22 protein-coding genes are annotated in these 20402 nt (G+C 30.3%); 10 read left to right on the top strand and 12 right to left on the bottom strand.

The annotated features are described in order from the left end of the window. Window positions 1-62: 62 nt before the first annotated feature. Together ACSIGC_RS12540 and ACSIGC_RS12535 are read right to left on the bottom strand one after the other, a co-directional pair. Window positions 63-1211: a cystathionine gamma-synthase gene (locus ACSIGC_RS12540; protein WP_442265158.1), complete on the bottom strand. Its 1149-nt coding sequence runs from the start codon at window positions 1209-1211 to the stop codon at window positions 63-65. 15 nt (window positions 1212-1226) lie between these two features. Next, window positions 1227-1682 (bottom strand): DinB family protein, encoded by a 456-nt coding sequence (locus ACSIGC_RS12535; protein WP_442265157.1) that lies wholly within the window; start codon window positions 1680-1682, stop codon window positions 1227-1229. A gap of 42 nt (window positions 1683-1724) precedes the next feature. On the opposite strand from ACSIGC_RS12535, the gene ACSIGC_RS12530 reads away from it, so the two are divergent. Continuing rightward, the gene (locus tag ACSIGC_RS12530; RefSeq protein WP_442265156.1) at window positions 1725-2072 is read left to right on the top strand and encodes an arsenate reductase family protein; all 348 of its coding nucleotides are present in this window, start codon (window positions 1725-1727) and stop codon (window positions 2070-2072) included. 20 nt (window positions 2073-2092) lie between these two features. Here ACSIGC_RS12530 and ACSIGC_RS12525 read toward each other — a convergent pair whose 3' ends face one another. From ACSIGC_RS12525 to ACSIGC_RS12500, 6 genes are read right to left on the bottom strand one after another with little or no spacing between them, the layout of a single operon-like run. After that, the gene (locus ACSIGC_RS12525) at window positions 2093-2557 is read right to left on the bottom strand and encodes a DUF4252 domain-containing protein (protein WP_442265155.1); all 465 of its coding nucleotides are present in this window, start codon (window positions 2555-2557) and stop codon (window positions 2093-2095) included. Window positions 2558-2607: 50 nt separating this feature from the next. Beyond that, a complete protein-coding gene (locus tag ACSIGC_RS12520) occupies window positions 2608-3072 on the bottom strand; it encodes a DUF4252 domain-containing protein (RefSeq protein WP_442265154.1) in 465 nt (154 codons plus the stop codon). A gap of 56 nt (window positions 3073-3128) precedes the next feature. Then, entirely contained in the window at window positions 3129-4154 is a 1026-nt protein-coding gene (locus ACSIGC_RS12515) for a DUF3089 domain-containing protein (protein ID WP_442265153.1), read from the bottom strand. A 1-nt stretch (window position 4155) separates the two neighbouring features. Then, the gene (locus tag ACSIGC_RS12510) at window positions 4156-4998 is read right to left on the bottom strand and encodes a tetratricopeptide repeat protein (protein WP_442265152.1); all 843 of its coding nucleotides are present in this window, start codon (window positions 4996-4998) and stop codon (window positions 4156-4158) included. A gap of 13 nt (window positions 4999-5011) precedes the next feature. Next, window positions 5012-5404 (bottom strand): DUF6165 family protein, encoded by a 393-nt coding sequence (locus ACSIGC_RS12505; protein ID WP_442265151.1) that lies wholly within the window; start codon window positions 5402-5404, stop codon window positions 5012-5014. 16 nt (window positions 5405-5420) lie between these two features. After that, window positions 5421-6311 carry a hypothetical protein gene (locus ACSIGC_RS12500; RefSeq protein WP_442265150.1) on the bottom strand — a complete coding sequence of 297 codons (891 nt, stop codon included), beginning with the start codon at window positions 6309-6311 and terminating at the stop codon, window positions 5421-5423. Window positions 6312-6467: 156 nt separating this feature from the next. Between ACSIGC_RS12500 and ACSIGC_RS12495 the strand changes: the two genes are divergently transcribed. The 3 genes from ACSIGC_RS12495 to mscL are packed head-to-tail and all read left to right on the top strand — an operon-like array spanning window position 6468 to window position 8639. Then, on the top strand, window positions 6468-7076 hold the full coding sequence (locus ACSIGC_RS12495; protein ID WP_442265149.1) for a thymidine kinase: 609 nt from the start codon (window positions 6468-6470) through the stop codon (window positions 7074-7076). Continuing rightward, on the top strand, window positions 7073-8173 hold the full coding sequence (gene alr / locus ACSIGC_RS12490) for an alanine racemase (protein ID WP_442265148.1): 1101 nt from the start codon (window positions 7073-7075) through the stop codon (window positions 8171-8173). Before ACSIGC_RS12495 ends, alr begins: the two co-directional genes overlap by 4 nt. Window positions 8174-8228: 55 nt before the next feature. Next, window positions 8229-8639 carry a large-conductance mechanosensitive channel protein MscL gene (mscL, locus tag ACSIGC_RS12485; protein WP_442265147.1) on the top strand — a complete coding sequence of 137 codons (411 nt, stop codon included), beginning with the start codon at window positions 8229-8231 and terminating at the stop codon, window positions 8637-8639. An 81-nt stretch (window positions 8640-8720) separates the two neighbouring features. Here the strand turns inward: mscL and ACSIGC_RS12480 are convergent, their stop codons facing one another. Next, window positions 8721-9311 (bottom strand): carboxymuconolactone decarboxylase family protein, encoded by a 591-nt coding sequence (locus tag ACSIGC_RS12480; RefSeq protein ID WP_442265146.1) that lies wholly within the window; start codon window positions 9309-9311, stop codon window positions 8721-8723. A gap of 59 nt (window positions 9312-9370) precedes the next feature. Between ACSIGC_RS12480 and ACSIGC_RS12475 the strand changes: the two genes are divergently transcribed. From ACSIGC_RS12475 to ACSIGC_RS12465, 3 genes are read left to right on the top strand one after another with little or no spacing between them, the layout of a single operon-like run. Next, window positions 9371-9793 carry an OsmC family protein gene (locus ACSIGC_RS12475; RefSeq protein WP_442265145.1) on the top strand — a complete coding sequence of 141 codons (423 nt, stop codon included), beginning with the start codon at window positions 9371-9373 and terminating at the stop codon, window positions 9791-9793. Between the two features lie 18 nt (window positions 9794-9811). Further along, a complete protein-coding gene (gene recJ, locus ACSIGC_RS12470; protein WP_442265144.1) occupies window positions 9812-11497 on the top strand; it encodes a single-stranded-DNA-specific exonuclease RecJ in 1686 nt (561 codons plus the stop codon). Window positions 11498-11549: 52 nt separating this feature from the next. Beyond that, on the top strand, window positions 11550-11894 hold the full coding sequence (locus ACSIGC_RS12465; protein WP_442265143.1) for a hypothetical protein: 345 nt from the start codon (window positions 11550-11552) through the stop codon (window positions 11892-11894). Between the two features lie 98 nt (window positions 11895-11992). Here ACSIGC_RS12465 and ACSIGC_RS12460 read toward each other — a convergent pair whose 3' ends face one another. From ACSIGC_RS12460 to ACSIGC_RS12450, 3 genes are all read right to left on the bottom strand, one after another. Continuing rightward, window positions 11993-12418: a hypothetical protein gene (locus ACSIGC_RS12460; RefSeq protein WP_442265142.1), complete on the bottom strand. Its 426-nt coding sequence runs from the start codon at window positions 12416-12418 to the stop codon at window positions 11993-11995. 11 nt (window positions 12419-12429) lie between these two features. Then, entirely contained in the window at window positions 12430-13914 is a 1485-nt protein-coding gene (locus ACSIGC_RS12455; protein WP_442265141.1) for a hypothetical protein, read from the bottom strand. Between the two features lie 97 nt (window positions 13915-14011). Further along, entirely contained in the window at window positions 14012-15055 is a 1044-nt protein-coding gene (locus ACSIGC_RS12450; protein WP_442265140.1) for an endonuclease/exonuclease/phosphatase family protein, read from the bottom strand. A gap of 153 nt (window positions 15056-15208) precedes the next feature. On the opposite strand from ACSIGC_RS12450, the gene ACSIGC_RS12445 reads away from it, so the two are divergent. From ACSIGC_RS12445 to ACSIGC_RS12435, 3 genes are all read left to right on the top strand, one after another. Continuing rightward, window positions 15209-17974, top strand: coding sequence for a carboxypeptidase-like regulatory domain-containing protein (locus tag ACSIGC_RS12445; RefSeq protein ID WP_442265139.1), 2766 nt, complete (start codon window positions 15209-15211; stop codon window positions 17972-17974). Window positions 17975-17998: 24 nt separating this feature from the next. Next, window positions 17999-19423, top strand: a complete 1425-nt coding sequence (locus ACSIGC_RS12440) for a DUF5689 domain-containing protein (protein WP_442265138.1) — start codon at window positions 17999-18001, stop codon at window positions 19421-19423. Window positions 19424-19499: 76 nt separating this feature from the next. Next, the gene (locus tag ACSIGC_RS12435; protein WP_442265137.1) at window positions 19500-20390 is read left to right on the top strand and encodes a metallophosphoesterase; all 891 of its coding nucleotides are present in this window, start codon (window positions 19500-19502) and stop codon (window positions 20388-20390) included. The last annotated feature ends 12 nt before the right edge of the window (window positions 20391-20402 follow it).

The raw sequence follows: 20402 nt of genomic DNA, 5'->3' as shown, positions 1-20402 counted from the left end.
AAAAATATACCAATTGGTATATTTTTTAACAAAAAAAATTCCTCATAATGAGGAACTTATTTTTATTTATTTAATGCTTGATCTAAATCTGAAAGCAAATCTTCTATATCTTCGATACCTACACTTAAGCGAATTAAAGAATCTGTAATCCCCATTTTTAATCGCTCTTCTTCAGGAATTGAACCATGTGTCATGGTTACCGGATGATTAACTAAACTCTCTACTCCACCTAGTGATTCAGCCAAAGTAAATACTTTTACATGTTCTAAAAATTTAAAAGTAGCAGATTTACTTTCATCTTTTAACCGGAAAGAAACCATACCACCAAAATCTTTCATTTGCTTTTTAGCTACTTCATGATTTTCATGACTTTGAAATCCTGGATAATATATTTCTCCTACTTTTTTGTGATCACGTAAAAATTCAGCTACCTTTCTTCCATTTTCACAATGTCGTTGCATACGAACATGTAATGTTTTAATTCCTCTTAAAGCTAAGAAAGAATCCATAGGACCTGCAATTGCCCCAGCAGCAAACTGAATAAAATTAAGTTCAGTAGCTAACTGTGCGTCTTTTACTATTAGAGCTCCCATAACTAAATCGGAATGGCCGCCTAAATATTTAGTCGCAGAATGCATAACAATATCGGCTCCTAAATCTAACGGTTGTTGTAAATAAGGCGTTGCAAAAGTATTATCAACAGCAATTAAAATCTCTTTTTGAACTTGCTTTACTGATTGTGAAATTTCTTCAATATCAGCAATTTTCATTAATGGATTTGTTGGTGTTTCAATCCAAATTAACTTAGTAGATTCAGTAATAGTGTTAACCACATTACTTGGATCATCCATATTTACATATTGAAATTTGAGTCCGTATTTTTCAAATAACCTTGTAAACATTCTGTAAGTTCCGCCGTATAAATCGTCTCCAGCTATCACCTCGTCGCCTGGTTTTAATAACCTTAAAACGCAATCTATAGCTGCTAAACCTGAAGCAAAAGCATAACCATGCGTTCCGTTTTCTAAAGATGCAAAAGCATTTTCTAGTGCGGTTCTTGTGGGATTTGCTGAACGTGAATACACATATCCTTTGTTTATGCCTGGACTAGATTGTGCATATGTAGAAGTTTGAAATATTGGTGTCATTACCGAACCTGTAGCTTCTTCATGTTGCTGACCACCATGTATGGTTTTTGTATTAAACTTCATCAGATAAAATTAGATTTATACTAATTTAGATAATGCCATTATTGCTCCTAAATGAATACCTTCGTGTAAATTATTAAAAGCAATTGCATTATCGATTGAACTTAACACATACCCTGTACTTGTTGGATACTCTGTATATTCTTTAAAAATTCCTTCTTTGTAATCTTCTTCTAAAGTATCTGGCAAACCAACTAACAATTCTTTAACCTCTTCAAACTCTTCTACTGATAACTCTTCCGTAGGAGCTGTTCCTTTTCTATATTTTTCAATTAAATCATCTGGAACTAAACATTGTAAACCTGATAATTTATAATGTAATAATTGTTGAGTTACTACTAAATGAGCAACATTCCATGCTATATTATTATTAAATCCTTCAGGAATTTTATGTAATTGCTCGTGAGTTAAACCTTCTATTCTTTTTAAAACAAGTTCTCTAGATTTTCTTAAGATATCAAATTGTGTGTTCATTTTTCTGCCTATTTTAGCGTTTATAAAGATACACTTAATACCATGAAGAAAGTTTATTTTTTACAAACTTGTGATACTTGTAGAAGAATTTTAAAAGAAGTAAACCTAGAAGGTTTTGAAAAACAAGAAATAAAATTGGATCCTGTTACTTTTTCGCAATTGGAAGAAATGTATAGCTTCTCTAAAAGCTATGAAGCTCTTTTTAACAAGAGAGCTAAATTGTATAGAGAAATGGATTTAAAAAATCAGAATTTAACTGAAGATGATTATAAACAATATATACTTGATGAATATACTTTTTTAAAACGTCCTGTATTTATTGTTGATAATGAAATTTTTATTGGAAACAGTAAAAAAACTGTTGAAAGTTTAAAAGAAAAGCTTCTCTAGTGAGAAGCTTTTTCTAAATTTTAAGATTTTTCCATTTCGGTAATTAAAGAGCTAAACTCATCTTTAGATAAATTTGTTTTTAAACCTAAGAAAACCAACTCATCTCCTTCATTTTCAGACATAATAATAATTTCTCTAATCTTATCTTTATGCTCTAAAAAATAAATTCCTGCTTTATCTTTTCCATCTTTTGTTCTTACTAAAGTTTTTAAATTACTATTTTTTACAAAGTTTTTAAAATCACTAGATACACTATCTACTCTTTCTGTAAAAGTTAATATTTTAAAGTTCCTTGCTTTTTTTATTAAAATTTCTTCTTCACCTAAATCATCATTATCGACAAACATTCTTGCAATGAATCCTGGGACATTTAACGATACTTCTGCATTCTCTTTGTGAGATTTATAAAAACTTTTGAATGATGTCTTTTGAGCATTAATTGCTACTGCCAAAAATACTAATACTACTGTTACAATTCTTTTCATAAAAAACTTGGTTTACTTTATATTTAAATTTTATTGAAAGCTATTGCTTATTAATCTTTCGAAATTTTAGTTACAACAGATGCTAACTCATCTTTAGTTAATGTAATTTTTAAGCCAATCATTACCATTTTTTCTTCTTCACTGTTAGCACTAATTATAATCTCTCTAATTAAATCATCTTTTTCTATAAAGAATATTCCTGCTTTATCTTTTCCATCTCTAACTCTCATTAAAGTTTTCAAACCTTTCCTTCTTGAGAATTTTTTAAAGCTTTTTTCAATTATATTGTTCTCGTTGTTGAAAACAACAATTTTACAATGTTCTGCTTTTTTCATTAGTTCTTCAAACTCTTCAGATTCTTCATCATCTGAGAAAAAACTCCCTAAAGAAACAGGAACGCTCATTGAGAATTGACTTTCATCTTTATTCGCCTTATAAAAATCTGAATAAGCTGTGTTTTGTGCATTAATTACAAATGCGATACAAATTAAAATAGCGGTTATTAATCGTTTCATAATACTTGGTTTTTGTAATGAAGACGACATCTATAATTTTTTGTTACACAAGATTTTTATTTTTGATTGACATTCAACCAAGTGTTTGTTCTCAACGTTACATTTTCTCTAATGTTTTGCCAAAATAAATTTATATCTCCTGCATGATAATTTTTTAAAAATGACATAAAGAAACGTAATGGAAACTTTGGATTTGTACTCCAAACTAATCCATCTGTAATTTGAATCACTAGTGCTTCTTTGTAAATTTTTCCGTTTGTATATAAAAAGCCTTTATGTTCTTTTAGTATGGTTGTTGTAGAATTATCCCAAGTAATTGGATTTGTAGTTACATAACCTTTATACCAATCTTTATCTTTTTTTGGATAATGATTTTTCTTATATGTATTCCAAGAAATAAAACCTCCAATCTCGTTTGGAGATTTCATTAATTTAATTGATGAAAACTCATTTTCTTTTATTCTAATTCCTGGAATATAAGCTGCAATTAATTGCTTTTGTAGTTCTTTTTTATCAAAAAAATCTTTTAATAATCGTACTGTGTGTGTTGTTCCTTGACTGTGACCAACCATAATAATCGGTCTTCCTTTATTGTATTTCTTCAAATACACCTCAAAGGCACTTTTAACATCTAAATACGCCAAATCTTGAGCCTCTTTTCCTCCTTTATTAAATAATCTGTATGAACGAATATGAGCTTGACGATAAAATGGTGCATAAACTTTACCTGAAGTTGCAAAAGCTGATGCTTGCATTAACACAGCTTTATTTAAAACTGCGTTATTTTGCTTTTTGTCCGAAATTGGAACATTCCAACGAATATCTTTTTTACTTGTAATTAAAGTAGGGTATACATAAAAAACATCAGCCTGTAATGTATCTAAACGATTAGACGCATAAGTTTTAAAATTCTCTTGATATTTAGTTGGTAGAACTGCCCAAAAACTTTCTTTAGTATAATCTGGTTTAACAGGAATATTTTCTTGTAAAAAAGCTTGCGTTTTGTAGGTTGAACGACAATTGAAACACAACAATGATATTAAAACTACATATAAAACCGATCTCGCTTTTTTTACAAACATTTTATTTTTTCTTATTTTCTTCAGAAATACTGTTCAGCACTAATTTTGCTAGCTCTTGGTTCCCGAAAGTAGATTTAGAGTTAAATATGACTTGCATTAATAATTCCTTGGCTTCTTCAAACTGTCCGTTTAAATTTAGAACTAAAGCTTTATTAATAGTAAGAACTCCTTCTGTTTCAATATCTGGATTCTCGTTTAATCCCTTTTCTATAGCCTGAAGTCTTTCTTCTCCTTCTAAAAAATTTGAATAATCTTTCCAAGCTGGAGCTAAAGAAGGAAAATTATCAACTAATAACTTTAACATTTGAGCCTTTTCTTGTGGATTATCGATCCACTCTAAAGCTATATAGTTTTTATACAAACCTTCAGTAAAAACTCCTGTTTTCTCTTTTCTTAAAACATCTACAGCTGTTTTAGATGTAAAAAAACCATTTGGAGCCACTTTATCTGTTAACTCGTAATATTTTAAAGCATTTTCGAAATCATCATTTAACAAATATGTATAAGCTAAATCATAATACGGATAAGCCCATTCAGGTGAATCTTGTATAGCTTCTTCAAGATGACTGACAGCTTCAGTATAATCACCTTTCTGCCCATATTCTCTTGCTTTTTGATGTAATTCTTTAGCTTTATCAGAAGATTTATCTATGCTATAAATGGCATAATTATATCTTCCTGTAGCTTGTGATAATTCTTCTTTTGATATTTCATTTCCTTGTTGATCTGTAAACTTAATATCATTTATTCTTTGAGAATGAGAATTATCTTGTTCTATTCTTTTAACTTCTTTAGTTCCTGAAATTCCTAAAGAAGTTAAAAGTTTTGATAAAGTCTTTTTCATAACATTTTATTTTCTACTTATAATCTTCGTACGATTTTTCTTCTACTAAATCTGAACCAGTTAACGTATTAATATCTTTTTTAACTACGGAACGATCATCATTTGTAAAGTATACTGCACGGGCTAGATTGACAAAAGTTTCACCAAAATCTTTAGCACGTTCACATTCTCTAATATCATCTTCTATTTTCCACAATTTTTTATTAATCTCTAATAAATCATTGTGTAGTTTTTTCAATTCATCTTGATCTGAAACTTCATTATAAATTTGATCTACAACTGGTGTTAACACATCATATTCATTTTGAATGTTTTTAAGTTTATTTTGATTTTTAATCTCAGTTAACTTAATTGCTAAAATGGTATACTTGTCTATTATTTCTCCGTTAGAAACTTCAATCTTCATTAATTTATCTTTTGTATTAAACGAAACGACGTTCTATTATTTCTAAAAAACGTACTTCATATTCTTCTTTTGTACTCCAATCGTAATCTGGTTTTACCATTTTACTGATAAAGTTTTTAGCTTCTCTTTCTGTTTTAAAAGTATTTAATTGTGAAATAACTCTATTAAAATCAGTTTGATTTCCATCAAATAAATGTTTCACAAAAGCAATACGATCGTTAAGTCCAATTTGTATTGTTGACTGTAAATGATCATTTACAGTTTTTTTAGGTTCTACTTTTTGAAATAAATCTGCCATTACATCAACAGGCAAAGTATCTTTTAATTCATCTTCTAAAGTAGGTATTTTGGATTCAGTAGTTACTTCTTCTTTTTTCTCTTCTTCAGGTGATTTTAAATCTTCAATGAATTTAGCTTCATCAAAAATTGTAGGATCATCATTTCCAAACAATAAACTTTCAAGTTCATCAAAAGGTTGCTCTTCTATTTCTTGAACTTTATCTTCAACTTTTTCTTCTTTTACTTGAATTAAAGTTGGTTCTTCAATAATCTCTTCAATAACTTCAGAAAGTTCTTCTTCTATAGTTTCTTCAACTATTTCTATTTCTTCTTCAACTTCTTCAACAACTTCAGCTTTTTCATCAATTGAATTAACAATTGGCCTTTCCTCAATTACCTCAACTATTTCTTCTTCATGATTTGTATTGATAACTTCTTCCTCTTGATTTACAACATTAGTATTCCTTGCTGTTTCAATTTGCGTAACTATCTCAATCAGTTCTTCTTTAGTTTCTTTTGCCTGAGGTGTTGTGTTAATATACTCTTCTACATAAGCCAATACGGCTAACTTTTCGTAAACTTCATATGCTTTTTCTTTTAATGCAAAAACATCTTCTTTGTTTTTCATCTTTAAAATGCTATGCGCTAAACTAGTTAGGTCTGAAGCCAATTTTTTGTGCATAAGTTATGAGTAGGTTTTATTTTTTGCTCTTAAATTTTAATAAATTTGTTCCCTTATCGAAATGTAAGACAAAAATAATTATTTGAGCATTAAAATTACAAAATGTTTCTTGAAAATACAGTAAATCATACAGAACAGTTTGGGTGGATAGAGGTAATTTGCGGCTCAATGTTTTCGGGGAAAACTGAGGAATTAATTCGTAGATTAAAAAGAGCAAAATTTGCCAAACAAAGAGTTGAAATTTTTAAACCTGCTATTGATGTAAGATATGATGAGGAAGAAGTAGTTTCTCATAACGATAATAGAATTCGATCTACACCAGTACCAGCTTCTGCAAATATCAGATTACTTGCTAACAATGTTGACGTCGTAGGAATTGATGAAGCTCAGTTTTTTGACAATGAAATTGTTGCCGTTTGTAACGACCTAGCTAATAGAGGAATTCGAGTTATTGTTGCTGGTTTAGACATGGACTTTAAAGGAAATCCGTTCGGACCAATGCCTGCTTTAATGGCAACAGCAGAATATGTAACTAAAGTTCATGCTGTTTGTACAAGAACCGGTAACTTAGCACATTATAGTTTTAGAAAAGCCAAAAGTGAAAACATTGTACTTTTAGGTGAAACTCAAGAATACGAACCACTTAGTAGAGCTGCTTACTACAAAGCCATACAAGAGCAAAACGCTCAACTTAAAGAAGAGGAAGAATGAACAACCATGTTACCGTATTAGAAATTAATGCAAATGCTGTTTTGCATAATCTAAGTTATTTCAAACAAAAATTACAACCTACAACTAAAATCTTGGCCGTAGTAAAAGCTTTTGGTTATGGAAGTGAAGCTGTTGAGGTAGCTAAAATTGTAAAAGATCATGTAGATTATTTTGCAGTTGCATATAGTCAAGAAGGTATCGCTTTAAGAGAAGCAGGAATTGATACACCTATTCTAGTATTACATCCGCAAATACCAAATATTGAAACTATTGTTAAATATCGTTTAGAACCTAATTTATATAATTTTAAGATTTTTGAAGCTTTCTTAAGTTATGCAGATAGTGTTCCTCTAATGAACTACCCTGTTCATATCAAATTTAACACAGGGTTAAATAGATTAGGATTTTGGCATTCAGACGTACCCAACATTATTTCCTCATTAAAAAAATCTAACCATGTTGTCGTACAATCTATTTTCTCTCATTTAGCAGCGAGTGAAGATCCTAATGAGCAAGAATTCTCCATTAACCAAATTAATAATTTTGCATACATAGTAAAACAGATTTATCAACATTTAGGATATGAGCCATTAATTCACATTTTGAACACATCAGGAGTTATTAATTATCCAAAAGCTCAATTTGACATGGTACGCATTGGAATTGGTTTATACGGCTTTGGAAACAACCCTAATGAAACTGCCAATCTAAAAAATACACACAGTTTAAAAAGTATTATTTCTCAAATCCACATGATTCAACCAGGAGAAACTGTCGGATACAACAGAGCTTTTGTTGCTAGCAAACCAACTAGAAGCGCTACAATCCCTATAGGTCATGCTGATGGGATTTCTAGAAAATTAGGAAATAAAAATGGTTTTGTAATCATAAATAATCAACCTGCTCCTATAATTGGAAATGTTTGTATGGATATGTTAATGGTAGACGTTACAAAAATTGATTGTAAAGAAGGTGATGACGTTATTCTTTTCAACCACCAACAACACATTGAGTACATGGCTCATAAATGCGAAACTATTCCTTATGAAATCTTAACAAGTCTTTCTCAACGCATAAAAAGATTGGTTAAAAGTTAAAAAAATCTTAAATTACAACCAGTAATTAATTAATAATCAAAAAAACTATTCAAAAATGGGAATGTTAAAAGAGTTTAAAGACTTTGCCATGAAAGGCAATTTAGTAGACATTGCAGTTGGTTTTGTAATGGGTGCTGCTTTCAACAAAGTTGTTTCTTCATTCACTGGAGGTATTGTCTCTCCTTTAATTGGCTTAATATTTAATGCTGACTTTAAAGACTTAAAGTATATAATTAAAGAAGGCGTAGCTGATGCTTCTGGAAAAGTATCTGGTGAAGTCGCCGTATTATATGGTGAATTTATTACTAATGTTATTGATTTTATTATTGTTGCATTTGTAATGTTTATGATTGTAAAAGGTGTTAATGCTATGAAGAAAAAAGAAGAGGAAGCTCCTGCTGCTCCAGCTGGACCTACTCAAGAAGACTTATTGACTGAAATTAGAGATTTATTAAAGAAGAACTAATCTTCTTCACCAATCACTATAAAGTTTAAGAGGCTATTGATTTCATCAATAGCCTCTTATTTTATATAATTAAAAATTTAATTATATATGTTTTCCTTTATTCCATCCATGTTTTCCTAAGTATTGCTCTCCACTCTCTACAGCACCATCTTCAATACTTGTTCCCATAGAATCATTCCATCTATTCAAATAACCAAACAAAGAAACCACTCCTAACATTTCAACAATTTCTCCTTCATCCCAATATTTGTATAATTCTGTTTTTATTTCTTCATCTACATTATTAGGCACTACAGAAGCCGCTAATGAAAAATCTAACGCAGCTCTTTCAGCATCAGAAAAAGCAGAATGTGTCTTATATTCCCAAATATTATCTAATTTTTCTTGTTCAGCTCCATAACGCTCTGCTGCTCTAATTGCATGTGCTTGGCAATACCTACAACCTGTAGCATTACTACTTACCCAAGCAATCATTCTTTTTAAAGCAGAAGTTACACGACCGTGATTTGCCATAACTGCTTTATTTAAATTAATAAAAGCTTTAGAAATTTCTGGTCTTCTTTGCATTGTAAGTACTGAATTAGGACAAAATCCTAATGTCTCATTATAAAAATCTGACAACCTTTTTGTCTCCTCATCATGATTCGGATCTAAGGGAGTTACTAATGGCATAATTTATTTTTTTATTAAGTAATTTTGTAATTTCATACAAGAAACAAAAAAAAACTCATATGACATCAAATATTGTAACTACAGAATGGAAGAAAAATTTACTTTTTAAAAGTGACAACCCTAATGGAGCGCAAGTTTTAATGGATACCTCTTTTGCTAATGGAGGAAATGCTGTTGGCGCCTCACCTAAAGCCCTAATGCTATCTTCTTTAGCCGGATGTTCTGGATTAGATGTTGTTATGATTGCTGAAAAAATGCGTGTTTCTTTCGATGATTTAAAAATAGTTATTGAAGCTAATTTAACCGAAGAACACCCTAAATATTATGACAAAGTTCATGTAAAATATTTTTTCGAGGGTAACAATTTAGATCATGATAAACTTACTAAAGTAGTGAACTTATCTATTGAGAAATATTGTGGAGTTATGGAAATGTTTCGTCAGTTTGCAAAAGTGACTACAGAAATTATTTTCAACGACTAACAGCATCACTTTTTCGCTATGAAATGGACTTTAAAGCCCAAACCTGATTTCAACATTGTAAATACTTTAGCTAATGAATTAAATATAGATTTAAAATTAGCAGAAATCTTAGTTCAAAGAGGAATCAAAACTTTTGATGAAGCTAAACATTTTTTTAGACCTTCATTAGAAGATCTTCACGATCCTTTTTTGATGAAAGATATGTATGAAGCTGTTTCTAGAGTTGAAAAAGCTATAAAAAATGGAGAGAAAATTTTAATTTATGGCGATTATGATGTTGATGGAACTACATCTGTTTCATTAATGTATTCATACTTAAAGAATATTCACCCGTATTTGGCAACATATATCCCTGATAGATACAAAGAAGGATATGGGGTTTCGTTTGCCGGAATAGATTTTGCTCACGATAATGAATTTTCTTTAATCATTGCTCTTGATTGTGGAATTAAAGCCATTGAAAAAGTTGCTTATGCTACTGAAAAAGGTATAGATTTTATTATTTGTGATCATCACAAACCTGGAGAAAAAATACCTGACGCGATTGCTGTATTAAATCCTAAACGAATAGACTGTAATTATCCTTATAAAGAACTTTGCGGATGTGGTGTTGGATTTAAATTAATTCAGGCAATAGCACAACAACAGGAACAAACTATAAACGATTTATTGCCTTATTTAGATTTAGTAGTAACTGCTATTGGAGCTGATATTGTTCCTATGACTGGCGAAAATAGAGTTTTATCTTATTACGGGTTAAAAGTAATAAACACTGCTCCTCGTATTGGTATTCAAGCACTAACTCAGCACATAAACAAAAAAGAACTTTCCATAACTGACGTTGTTTTTATTATAGCTCCTAGAATTAATGCAGCTGGCAGAATTAAACATGCCAGCTATGCTGTAGATTTATTAATCTCTGAAGATCTTGATCTGGCAAAAAATATTGCAAAAGAAATTGAAGAGTTTAATGCACATCGAAAAGAGTTAGATCAGGAAATCACAAAAGAAGCTTTGCATCAAATAGAAACAAATAATGAAAAGCATAATTTCACTTCCACTGTTTACGATGAAAGTTGGCACAAAGGCGTTATCGGAATTGTTGCTTCAAGATTGACTGAAACGTACTATCGCCCTACAGTAGTTTTCACAAAAAGCGGTGAATTTTTAGCTGCTTCTGCAAGATCTGTTAAAGGTTTCGATGTTTACAATGCTTTGGATGCTTGTTCTGAATACATTGAACAATTTGGTGGACATAAATATGCTGCTGGATTATCTATAAAACCAGAAAATTACAACGCTTTTAAATCAAAATTTGAAGAAGTTGTAAAAAATACAATTCAAAAAGAACTATTAGAACCTGAAATTGAAATTGACGCAGAATTACATCTCAGTAATATTTCTCCTAAATTCTACAGAATAATAAATCAAATGGCTCCCTTCGGTCCATTAAACAGAAGACCTATTTTTCAGTCTAACTCAGTAAGAGACAATGGTTATGGAAAACAGGTTGGACAAGATAAAACTCATCTAAAACTAACTGTTTTCCAAGGAAATCCTAAAAACTGTATTGGAGCTATCGGTTTTAGTTTAGGAAATAAAATAGAACATGTACAACAAGAGTTTGATATTGTTTACCAGCTTGATGAAAATACATGGAATGGAAATACATCCATACAACTACAATTGAAGGATTTAAAGTAGTTTATTTAGATTAAATAAAAATAATGTATATTTGTTCTATAAAACAAACACTATGGAGCAAGTAAAAACTATTTATACTAATGATATTGGAATTTCATTTCAATGGATTAACTCAAAAACAGAACTGACACAAATAGTTTTTAGAGATATTGGATTTCATTTAACCTTAACTGAAATAGAATCTTTTTTAGAATTTACAATTGATGCTAAATTTCAAAGTAGATGTAGTGAATGTAAAATGGGAGATAATTGCCGATCTCTTTTACTAAGAACTCCATCAAACAAAGTAAGTCTAGCTGTTTCAATAATTGATTTAGGTCAAATTGAAGACTTATTAAAAGGAACTTTATTCCAACTTAAGTTTAATGACTATGTAGAGAAAATTTGTAAGATTTAAGCAAAAACAGCTTAGATTGATTAATATCAACCCAAGCTGAAAACGGATATATAAAAACAATCAATCACTTAAAAGAAGTAATTGATTACTCTTAATAATTAATTACCCTTAAAATGAAAAGTCTCTATTTTTCTACTATTCTTTAATCCATGTTCGATCTTTATAGTAAAAAAGGGATAGTTTTCTTCTTTAATTTTTATAATTTCTGGATTTAAAACACCTTCAATTTTATATAATTTACTCGTTGAATAACTATCTCCATCTGGAGTTACTGAAATCATATAACTACTCAAAAATTCCTCTGATTCAGAAATATTTATTCCTTTGGAAATTTTAGAATCGGAAAATTTATAAATAGATAAATACAAACTTTGATTGAACAAGTTTTGATGTATTGGTTTTTCATTATACATTCTTGAAAATATATAATTCATCTTAATGTCTGAACTAGATAAATCTAATTTTTGTTGTGCATTACACCCTAAAACAGTTCCTAAAACTGCAATTAAAAATAGTTTTTTCATTATTATATTTGTTATTTTCTCACTGATATATGTATATGATCTTTATGTCCACCTACTGAATAATTAAAATTCCATCTGCTAGTATTTAAGTCATATTTATGTTTAAAGTGTGGTCCAAAATTTTCTCTAATATATTCGAAACCATCAAAAGCTTTTTGCAATTCTATTATTTGATTTGTCACACCAGTTATTGCCATTTTCTTACCATTAATTCTACTTATATCTATCGCCAATCCCAAAGGATGATTACTAGTTGCACTATGTTTTCCATTTGTTGTAGCTGAAACATAAATACTGGTTATTTTATCAGATGAGCTTAAATTATTATTAGCTTTTTCTAAAGCAAATTTAATCGCATTAATTAAAACTGGGGAAACTTGTTGATTTGCGTTTTTATTATCAGATTTAGTAACACCAAAATTAACACTAACCGAAGTTCCATTAGATAAAATTATTGTACTAGGAATAGATTCTTTTGGCCCTGTATAAAAATAACTATCATCAGATACTTTAGTTTTAATATACCAATCATCAAAATTCACATCTCCATTATCAATAAGAACATCTATAGCTTCTTTTATAAAATCTTCTGCTCTTTTAGAAAAATTATCTCTTTCGTAAAAAACTCCTATTTCTTTTCTAATAGATGAATTCTCTATTTCATACAAGAATTTATGCTGCTCTGGAGTTAATCTATCAACTAGTTCAAAAAACTCAGTTTTTAAATCTGAAGGTAAAAGGGATGTTATTATAGTACCTCCACTATCAGAAGAGCCTCCTGAACCTCCTGAAGTACCGCTATCAATTACTCCTCCTCCACCATCGGTTTCATCAGTAAAACTTGGTGGACCAAATGTTGTTGAACATTCAATAGATTGAGCTGTGTAAATATTATCTGGTCTTGTACATGCTTCAGTTACTTGATGATCTGAAGTATAATCTCCTCTATTATCATTACACATTAAAACACCAACTCTATAACAAACTGTAGTACTTCTAGACAACAAACCCTTTACGCTTTTCTCTTCTACAGGTACAATTTCTAATGTTCCTTGAAATGGATATGGATTTCCATTTTGATCTACTTGTAATACAGTTGCCATTTTATACTTTAAAAAAGCGGCAGTTATTTTATTTTCTTGTAAATTTTTAGTGATTACTAAATTTTCATATTCATTTCTTTGTAAATGATTTCTATCTACTGAGAAAGTATATGATTCAATCTTATCTGTTTTAATTCTTCTAATTAAAGTAGAATTAACACCTATTCGTTCACCACCTCTATTTAAAACTTCTCCTTTATTAATAACTTCATTATAAAATTCCTTTAACTCTTGTTTCCGTATAAAACTATTAAAGTTAATATCTTCGATTTCATAATTTAAATTTTGTTTTTGTTCTAATTCAATTTCTTCTTCATTGCAATTTGCAAAAAACAAAACTGCTCCTAAACAACATAGAAACAGTTTGATGTAACTTAATTTTTCTTTTAGCATTTTTTTAATTTTTTACTTTTTCAATACAAAAGTAACTATGCTAAAAGAAACATGAGTACGGGCCACCCACACTTTTGGTGTGGAAAAACCACACTTTTTATTTCTCTTTTATCAAATATAGGTAAACTGGGTAGTGATCACTATAACCTCCGGAGTACTGTCCGTTAGAAAAACTTCTAAAAGGATACCCTTTATATCTACCTTGTTTCTGCATTAAGAAACGTTTATTAAAAATACCAGATTTAAACATTTTATAAGTAGAAAAATCTTTTCTACCTTTTTTATTTAGTAAAGGAGCTGTAAATAAAATTTGATCAAATAAACTTAGATTATCTCTGTATGCCGTTGTATTTAATCCTTTTTCAAACATTTTTTCATAAGGATTATACACATCATCTTTAGCAACATCATCTTTATCCGATTTGGTTCTAATTACTTCTTTAAAAGATTTATTCATTGGATCATCATTAAAATCTCCCATAATGATAATCTTTGCATCTTTATCATTTTCTCTAATTCTCTCAATAATTTGAGTCACTTTATATGCAGCTTTCTCTCTTAATGGACTACTCTTAGCTTCGCCTCCTCTTCTTGATGGCCAGTGATTTACTAAAACATGTACTAATTCATCATCTAAATATCCAGAAACCCAAAGAATATCTCTAGTATATATTTTTTTATTCTCTGAATAAATATTTGGATTCACAGCTTCAAAATGAACTGGTTTAAAGTAACGTTGTTGATACAACAAAGCTACATCAATACCTCTTTTATCTGGTGAATCGAAATGTATAATTCCATAACGCTTCTTTTTTAAATGCTTACTTTTTACCAAATCTTCTAAAACTTGTTTGTTTTCAATCTCAGCTACTCCTAAAATAGCTGGACTGGTTTTAGCTTTCTCTGCGCCTAATCCATTAATAACTTTTCCAAGTTTATCAATCTTGTCCCAATATACTTTAGATCTTCCTGTTTTTAACTCCATCATTGGACTAAACTCATCATCCTTAGCAACATCATTAATTGTATCAAACAAATTTTCTACGTTATAAAAAGCTACTGTTCTAATTTTGTATTCCTTTTGAGCACTCACAGAAAAGAGACTCATTATAGAAACTAATAGTACTATTAATTTTCTCATGAAATTATTTTTTAACTGCACAAAAGTAAAAACAAATTTCAAGCCAATTCCCAGATTGTGCATAATATTCTCATTTGTTAATGTTAAGTTAACATTAACACCCTTGAAAAAAACTAAGTTTGCGGGCATTTTTTTTAAAAAACATAAACTTTTATGAAACAAATTATCTTAACAGTATTGCTTTGCTTTACAATAGCTTACGGAGCATTAGCACAAAATACTGTAAAAGGAGTTGTTAAAGACAGCGACTCAGAAAAGGTATTACAAGGCGTTTCAGTCAGTATCGAAGGGAGAAATGACAGTCAGGTTACTAACATTGACGGTGTTTTCTCTTTACAGAATTTACCTGACGGAAAATTCATTGTTACCTTAAAAAAAGGAGGTTACGAAACTCAAAACTACCCTATTACATTATCTGGAAAAGTTGTAAATTTAGGTGAAATCTTTATGTATAAAGACGAGTTTTCAGAAAACCAAGACCTTAGTACCATTATTATTGCTGATGATGAATTAAACGACGATAGTAGTGCTGCAGACAACATTTCTAGTTTACTTCAATCATCTAGAGATGTATACTTACGTGCTGCTGCTTTCGAATTTAGTTCTTCTTTCTTTAGAATTCGTGGTTTAGATTCTGACAACGCTAAACTATTAATCAATGGGATAGAAATGAACAAATTAGAAACAGGTCGTCCTGAATGGGCAAACTGGGGTGGATTAAATGATGTTTTAAGAAACCAAGAATTCACAAACGGCTTAACGCCTTCCAATTACACTTTCGGTGGTGTTTTAGGTTCTACTCATATCAGCACAAGAGCTTCTCAATATCGTAAAGGCGCAAGAATTTCTTATGCTTCTTCAAATAGAAGTTACAGACATAGAGTTATGGGAACATACTCATCTGGATTATTAAAAGATGGATGGGCATTTACAGTTTCTGGAAGTAGACGAGCTGGTAATGAAGGTTTCGTAGACGGAACTTCTTATGATGCCACTTCTTTATTTGCTTCTGTTGAAAAAATATTTAACGATAATCATAGTTTAAACTTAACATCTATTTTCGCTTCTAATAAAAGAGGTGTAGGTTCGCCTAACACTAAAGAAGTAGTAGATTTAAAAGGTATTCGTTACAACTCTAACTGGGGTTATCAAGATGGAAAAATCAGAAACTCTAGAATTAAAGATGTTGAAGAGCCATTCACAATGTTAAGTCATTACTGGAAAATTAACGACAAAGTAAATTTAAACACAAACGTTTCTTATCAGTTTGGAAAAATTGGTAGAAGTAGAATTGATTTTAACGGAGGACAAAACCCTAACCCAATCCAATTCAGAAACTTACCAAGTTACTGGTTATCTATTGGTGATTTAGCCGGTGCTTATGAAGCTGAGCAACGTTTCTTAAATGACGGACAATTAAACTGGAATGCTATTTACGATGCTAACATTAACAATTCTCAACAAGGAATTGATGCTGCATACGTTTTTTATGAAGATAGAGTAGACAATAATACTTTAAACGTTAATTCTATTCTTTCAGCAGATCTTACAGACAACATTACTTTAAACGGTAGAGTACAATACACAAAATCTGAATCAGAAAACTTTGCTAACGTTTTAGATCTTTTAGGAAATTCTGTTGGATATGTAGACGTTAATGGTTTTAGTAGCATAGGAACAAACCAAAGACAAAACGACTTATTAAATCCTGATCGTGTTGTAAACGTTGGTGATCGTTTTAAATACAACTACAACATCAATTCAGAAATAATGAATGGTTTCTTACAGGCTCAATTTAAATACAACAAGTTTGATTTTTATGTAGCTGGAGACATCACTAAAACTTCTTATCAAAGAGAAGGTTTTTACCAAAGCGGATCATTAGCTACTACTGACCCTAGAAACTCTTTAGGAAAATCACCAGAAGTAGATTTTACTACTTTTGGAGCTAAAGGAGGAATTACATATAAATTATCTGGTAGACATATTTTAGACTTTAATGCGGGGTATCTAGAAAAAGCTCCAACTATTAGAGATGCTTTTACTCAAGCCAGAGAAAGTAACATTATTACAGATTTCTTAACTAGTGAAAAAGCATTATCTTTTGATGCTAGCTATATTGTTAGATCTCCTAGATTTACTTCTAGAATTACAGGATACTATACTACAATTGAAGATAGCGTAGAATCTAACTTCTTCTTCTTACAAGGAGGACAAAGTGAAGGATTCTCTCAAGAAATTGTTACTGGTGTAGATAAGCGTCATTTAGGAGTTGAATTAGGTTTTGAATACAAATTAACTTCTACTTTAAACTTAAAAGGAGCTGCTAACATTGGAGAATATGTTTATAGTAATAACCCTAGCAATGTTCAATTAGCAGTTAGAGACATCAATACTCAAGAATTAAATATTAATAATTTAGGAGAAGCACAACTGAAAAATTACAGATTAAACTCTGGCCCACAAAAAGCATACTCTTTAGGTATCGAGTATCGTGACCCAGATTACTGGTGGGTAAGTATGACAGGTAATTATTTTGACGATACTTACATTGGCGTTAGTCCAATATTAAGAACTGATAGATTCTTTACTGATGTCGATGGTGTGCCAATTAACAACTATAACCCTGTAGAAGCTAAAAGATTACTACAGCAAGAAGAATTTGGAGGTTACTTTGTTGCCAACGTAATTGGTGGAAAGTCTTGGAAAATAAGTAGAGACAATAAATTTATTGGATTTACTTTAGGAATTAGCAACATCTTCGACCAACAATTTAGAACTGGAGGATTCGAACAATCTAGAAGAGGAGATTTCACCTCTTTAAGTGAAGATTTTAGTAACCCTAAGAGATTATTTGGTCCAAGATATTGGTATGGTAGAGGTGCAAACTACTTCTTTAACGTTTATTATAGATTCTAAAAAATAAAAAAATACATTTCAATCATGAAAATTAATTCAATTAAAATAATAAGTGTAATCTTAATTACATTATTACTATCATCTTGTGTAGATGATAACTTTGACGTACCTACTCCTTCTGGTAGTGAAGAAAATAAAGAGTTAAGTATTATATTAGGTAATATTGCTAATGACATCAACTGGAACTTAGTATCAATTGCAGATCTTAAATCTAGATATAGCTCAGGTAGTGCACCAGTAGCTATTACATCTAATGACGTTGTGAAAGGTTATGTAGTTTCTTCTGATCGTACAGGAAACTTTTTCCAAGAAATATACATTCAAGATTCTCCAGAAAACCCAACTGCAGGTATTAGAGTTGTTTTAAACTTAAGGTCTAGTTACACAAGATATAATGTTGGTAGAGAAGTTTATGTATACCTAAACGGATTATACCTAGGAGAAACAAACTCTGGAGACGGAATCATTTCAATTGGAGGTAAAGTAAATCCTGACGATAGTGATGAAATAGAAGTAATTAGCGAAAACCAATTAGGAAACCACGTATTTAGATCTACTAATACAGAAACTATTATTCCAAAAACAATAAAAGTAGCAGAAATAGGAGACAATTTAATTGGTACATTTATAAGAATAGAAGATGCTTTCTTCCCTGCTGAGTTAGATGGATTAACTATTATTGATCCAAATGAAGATTTTGACACTCAAAGAACTTTATCTGCTTGTAATGGTTCTGGTTTTTCAGAATTCATTTTAGAAACTAGCTCATTTGCTAATTTCTCTCAAGTAAAAATGCAATCTGATGAAGGAGGAGCAATCAGCGCTATTTTAACTAAAGATTTTGGAGGAAATAATTTTGTTGTTGTTATTAATGATGTAGAAGATATTCAATTTAACGAATCATTATGTCAACCTTTAGATTTAAGTACATTTACTCCTATTTTTGAAGAAGATTTTGAAGGAACTTCTGGTTCTGGAGACTTAACTATCACAGGTTGGACAAACTATAGTCAAGAAGGTACTAGATTATTTAGAAGTTATAACGACAGTAACTCTGGAAGTAGAGCTACAAGTATTGGTGCATTCAGATCTGGAGATGCGAGCACAATCACTTGGTTAATTACACCATCTATCAATTTAGACGCAACTGCTAATGAATTTTTCTCTTTCGAATCTTCAAATAGTTTTGCTGATGGAAGTGAATTAGAAGTATTAATTTCAACAGATTGGGACGGTACCGAAGCTAATATAGCTACTGCTACATGGAACTCTTTACCTGCAGCTGTTGTAACAGATAGTGAAAACTTCAGAAACTGGGTAAGCTCTGGTGATGTAGATTTATCTTCTTTCACTGGAAATGCTTATATCGCTTTCAAGTATATTGGTAGCGGAGACTCTGGAAGTGATGGTACTTTTGAAATTGACAACATAAAAGTTGTTGCTCAATAATTAATAGTATAAATAATACTAAAAAAACCGAGTTTTGAAAACTCGGTTTTTTTTTTGAAATTTATCAAAAACAAAAATGTCTGCTAATAGTCGATTATCAAGAGCTTTTAAAAACGCAAAAAAACTCCCCCTTAATCAAAATTCAAAATACATACTTTTCTCAGATTGCCACAGAGGAGATAATGGTTTTGCAGACGACTTTTCTCATAACAGAAAAGTTTATAATTATGCAATTTCTCAATATTTCAACAATGGTTTTACTTATATTGAACTTGGAGATGGAGATGAACTTTGGGAGAATAAATTTGACACAATTTTTAAAGCTAATAAAGACACCTTTTTACTATTAAAGAAGTTCTACGACATAAATAGAATTCATTTCATCTGGGGTAATCATGACATGGATTACAAGAATCAAAAAAACATTAAAAAAAACTTAAGTCGTTATTACGAATCAGCCACAGATGAATTTAAAGAATTCATGCCTAATGCTCCGTTTCACGAATCAATAAGATTAGAAAACAATAATCAAAATTCAATTTTTTTATTACATGGTCATCAAGCAGATTGGTTTAATTATTCCTTTTGGAAATTAAGTCGGTTTTTAGTTCAATATTTATGGAAACCACTACAAATAGTAGGAATAAAAGACCCTACAAGCCCTGCTCAAAATTTTAAAGAACTTATAAAAGTAGAAAGACACATAGAGAAATGGATTAAAAATAACAATAATCAAGTACTAGTAACTGGTCATACTCATAGACCAAGATTTCCTCAACCTAATGAACTACCTTACTTTAATGATGGTAGTTGCGTTCATCCAAGATGCATAACAGGCATAGAAATAGAAAATTATCAAATCACCCTTATAAAATGGCATTTTACCACACATGAAGATGGCACAATGCAAATTGTTAAAAGCATTCTTGAAGGCCCAGAAAACTTAAGTAATTATGTAGATTTGTAGCATTTCATAACA

It is taken from the genome of Tenacibaculum aquaeponti, assembly GCF_052084715.1.
Taxonomy (GTDB): domain Bacteria; phylum Bacteroidota; class Bacteroidia; order Flavobacteriales; family Flavobacteriaceae; genus Polaribacter.
This window is presented reverse-complemented; position numbering and strand designations above follow the sequence as displayed.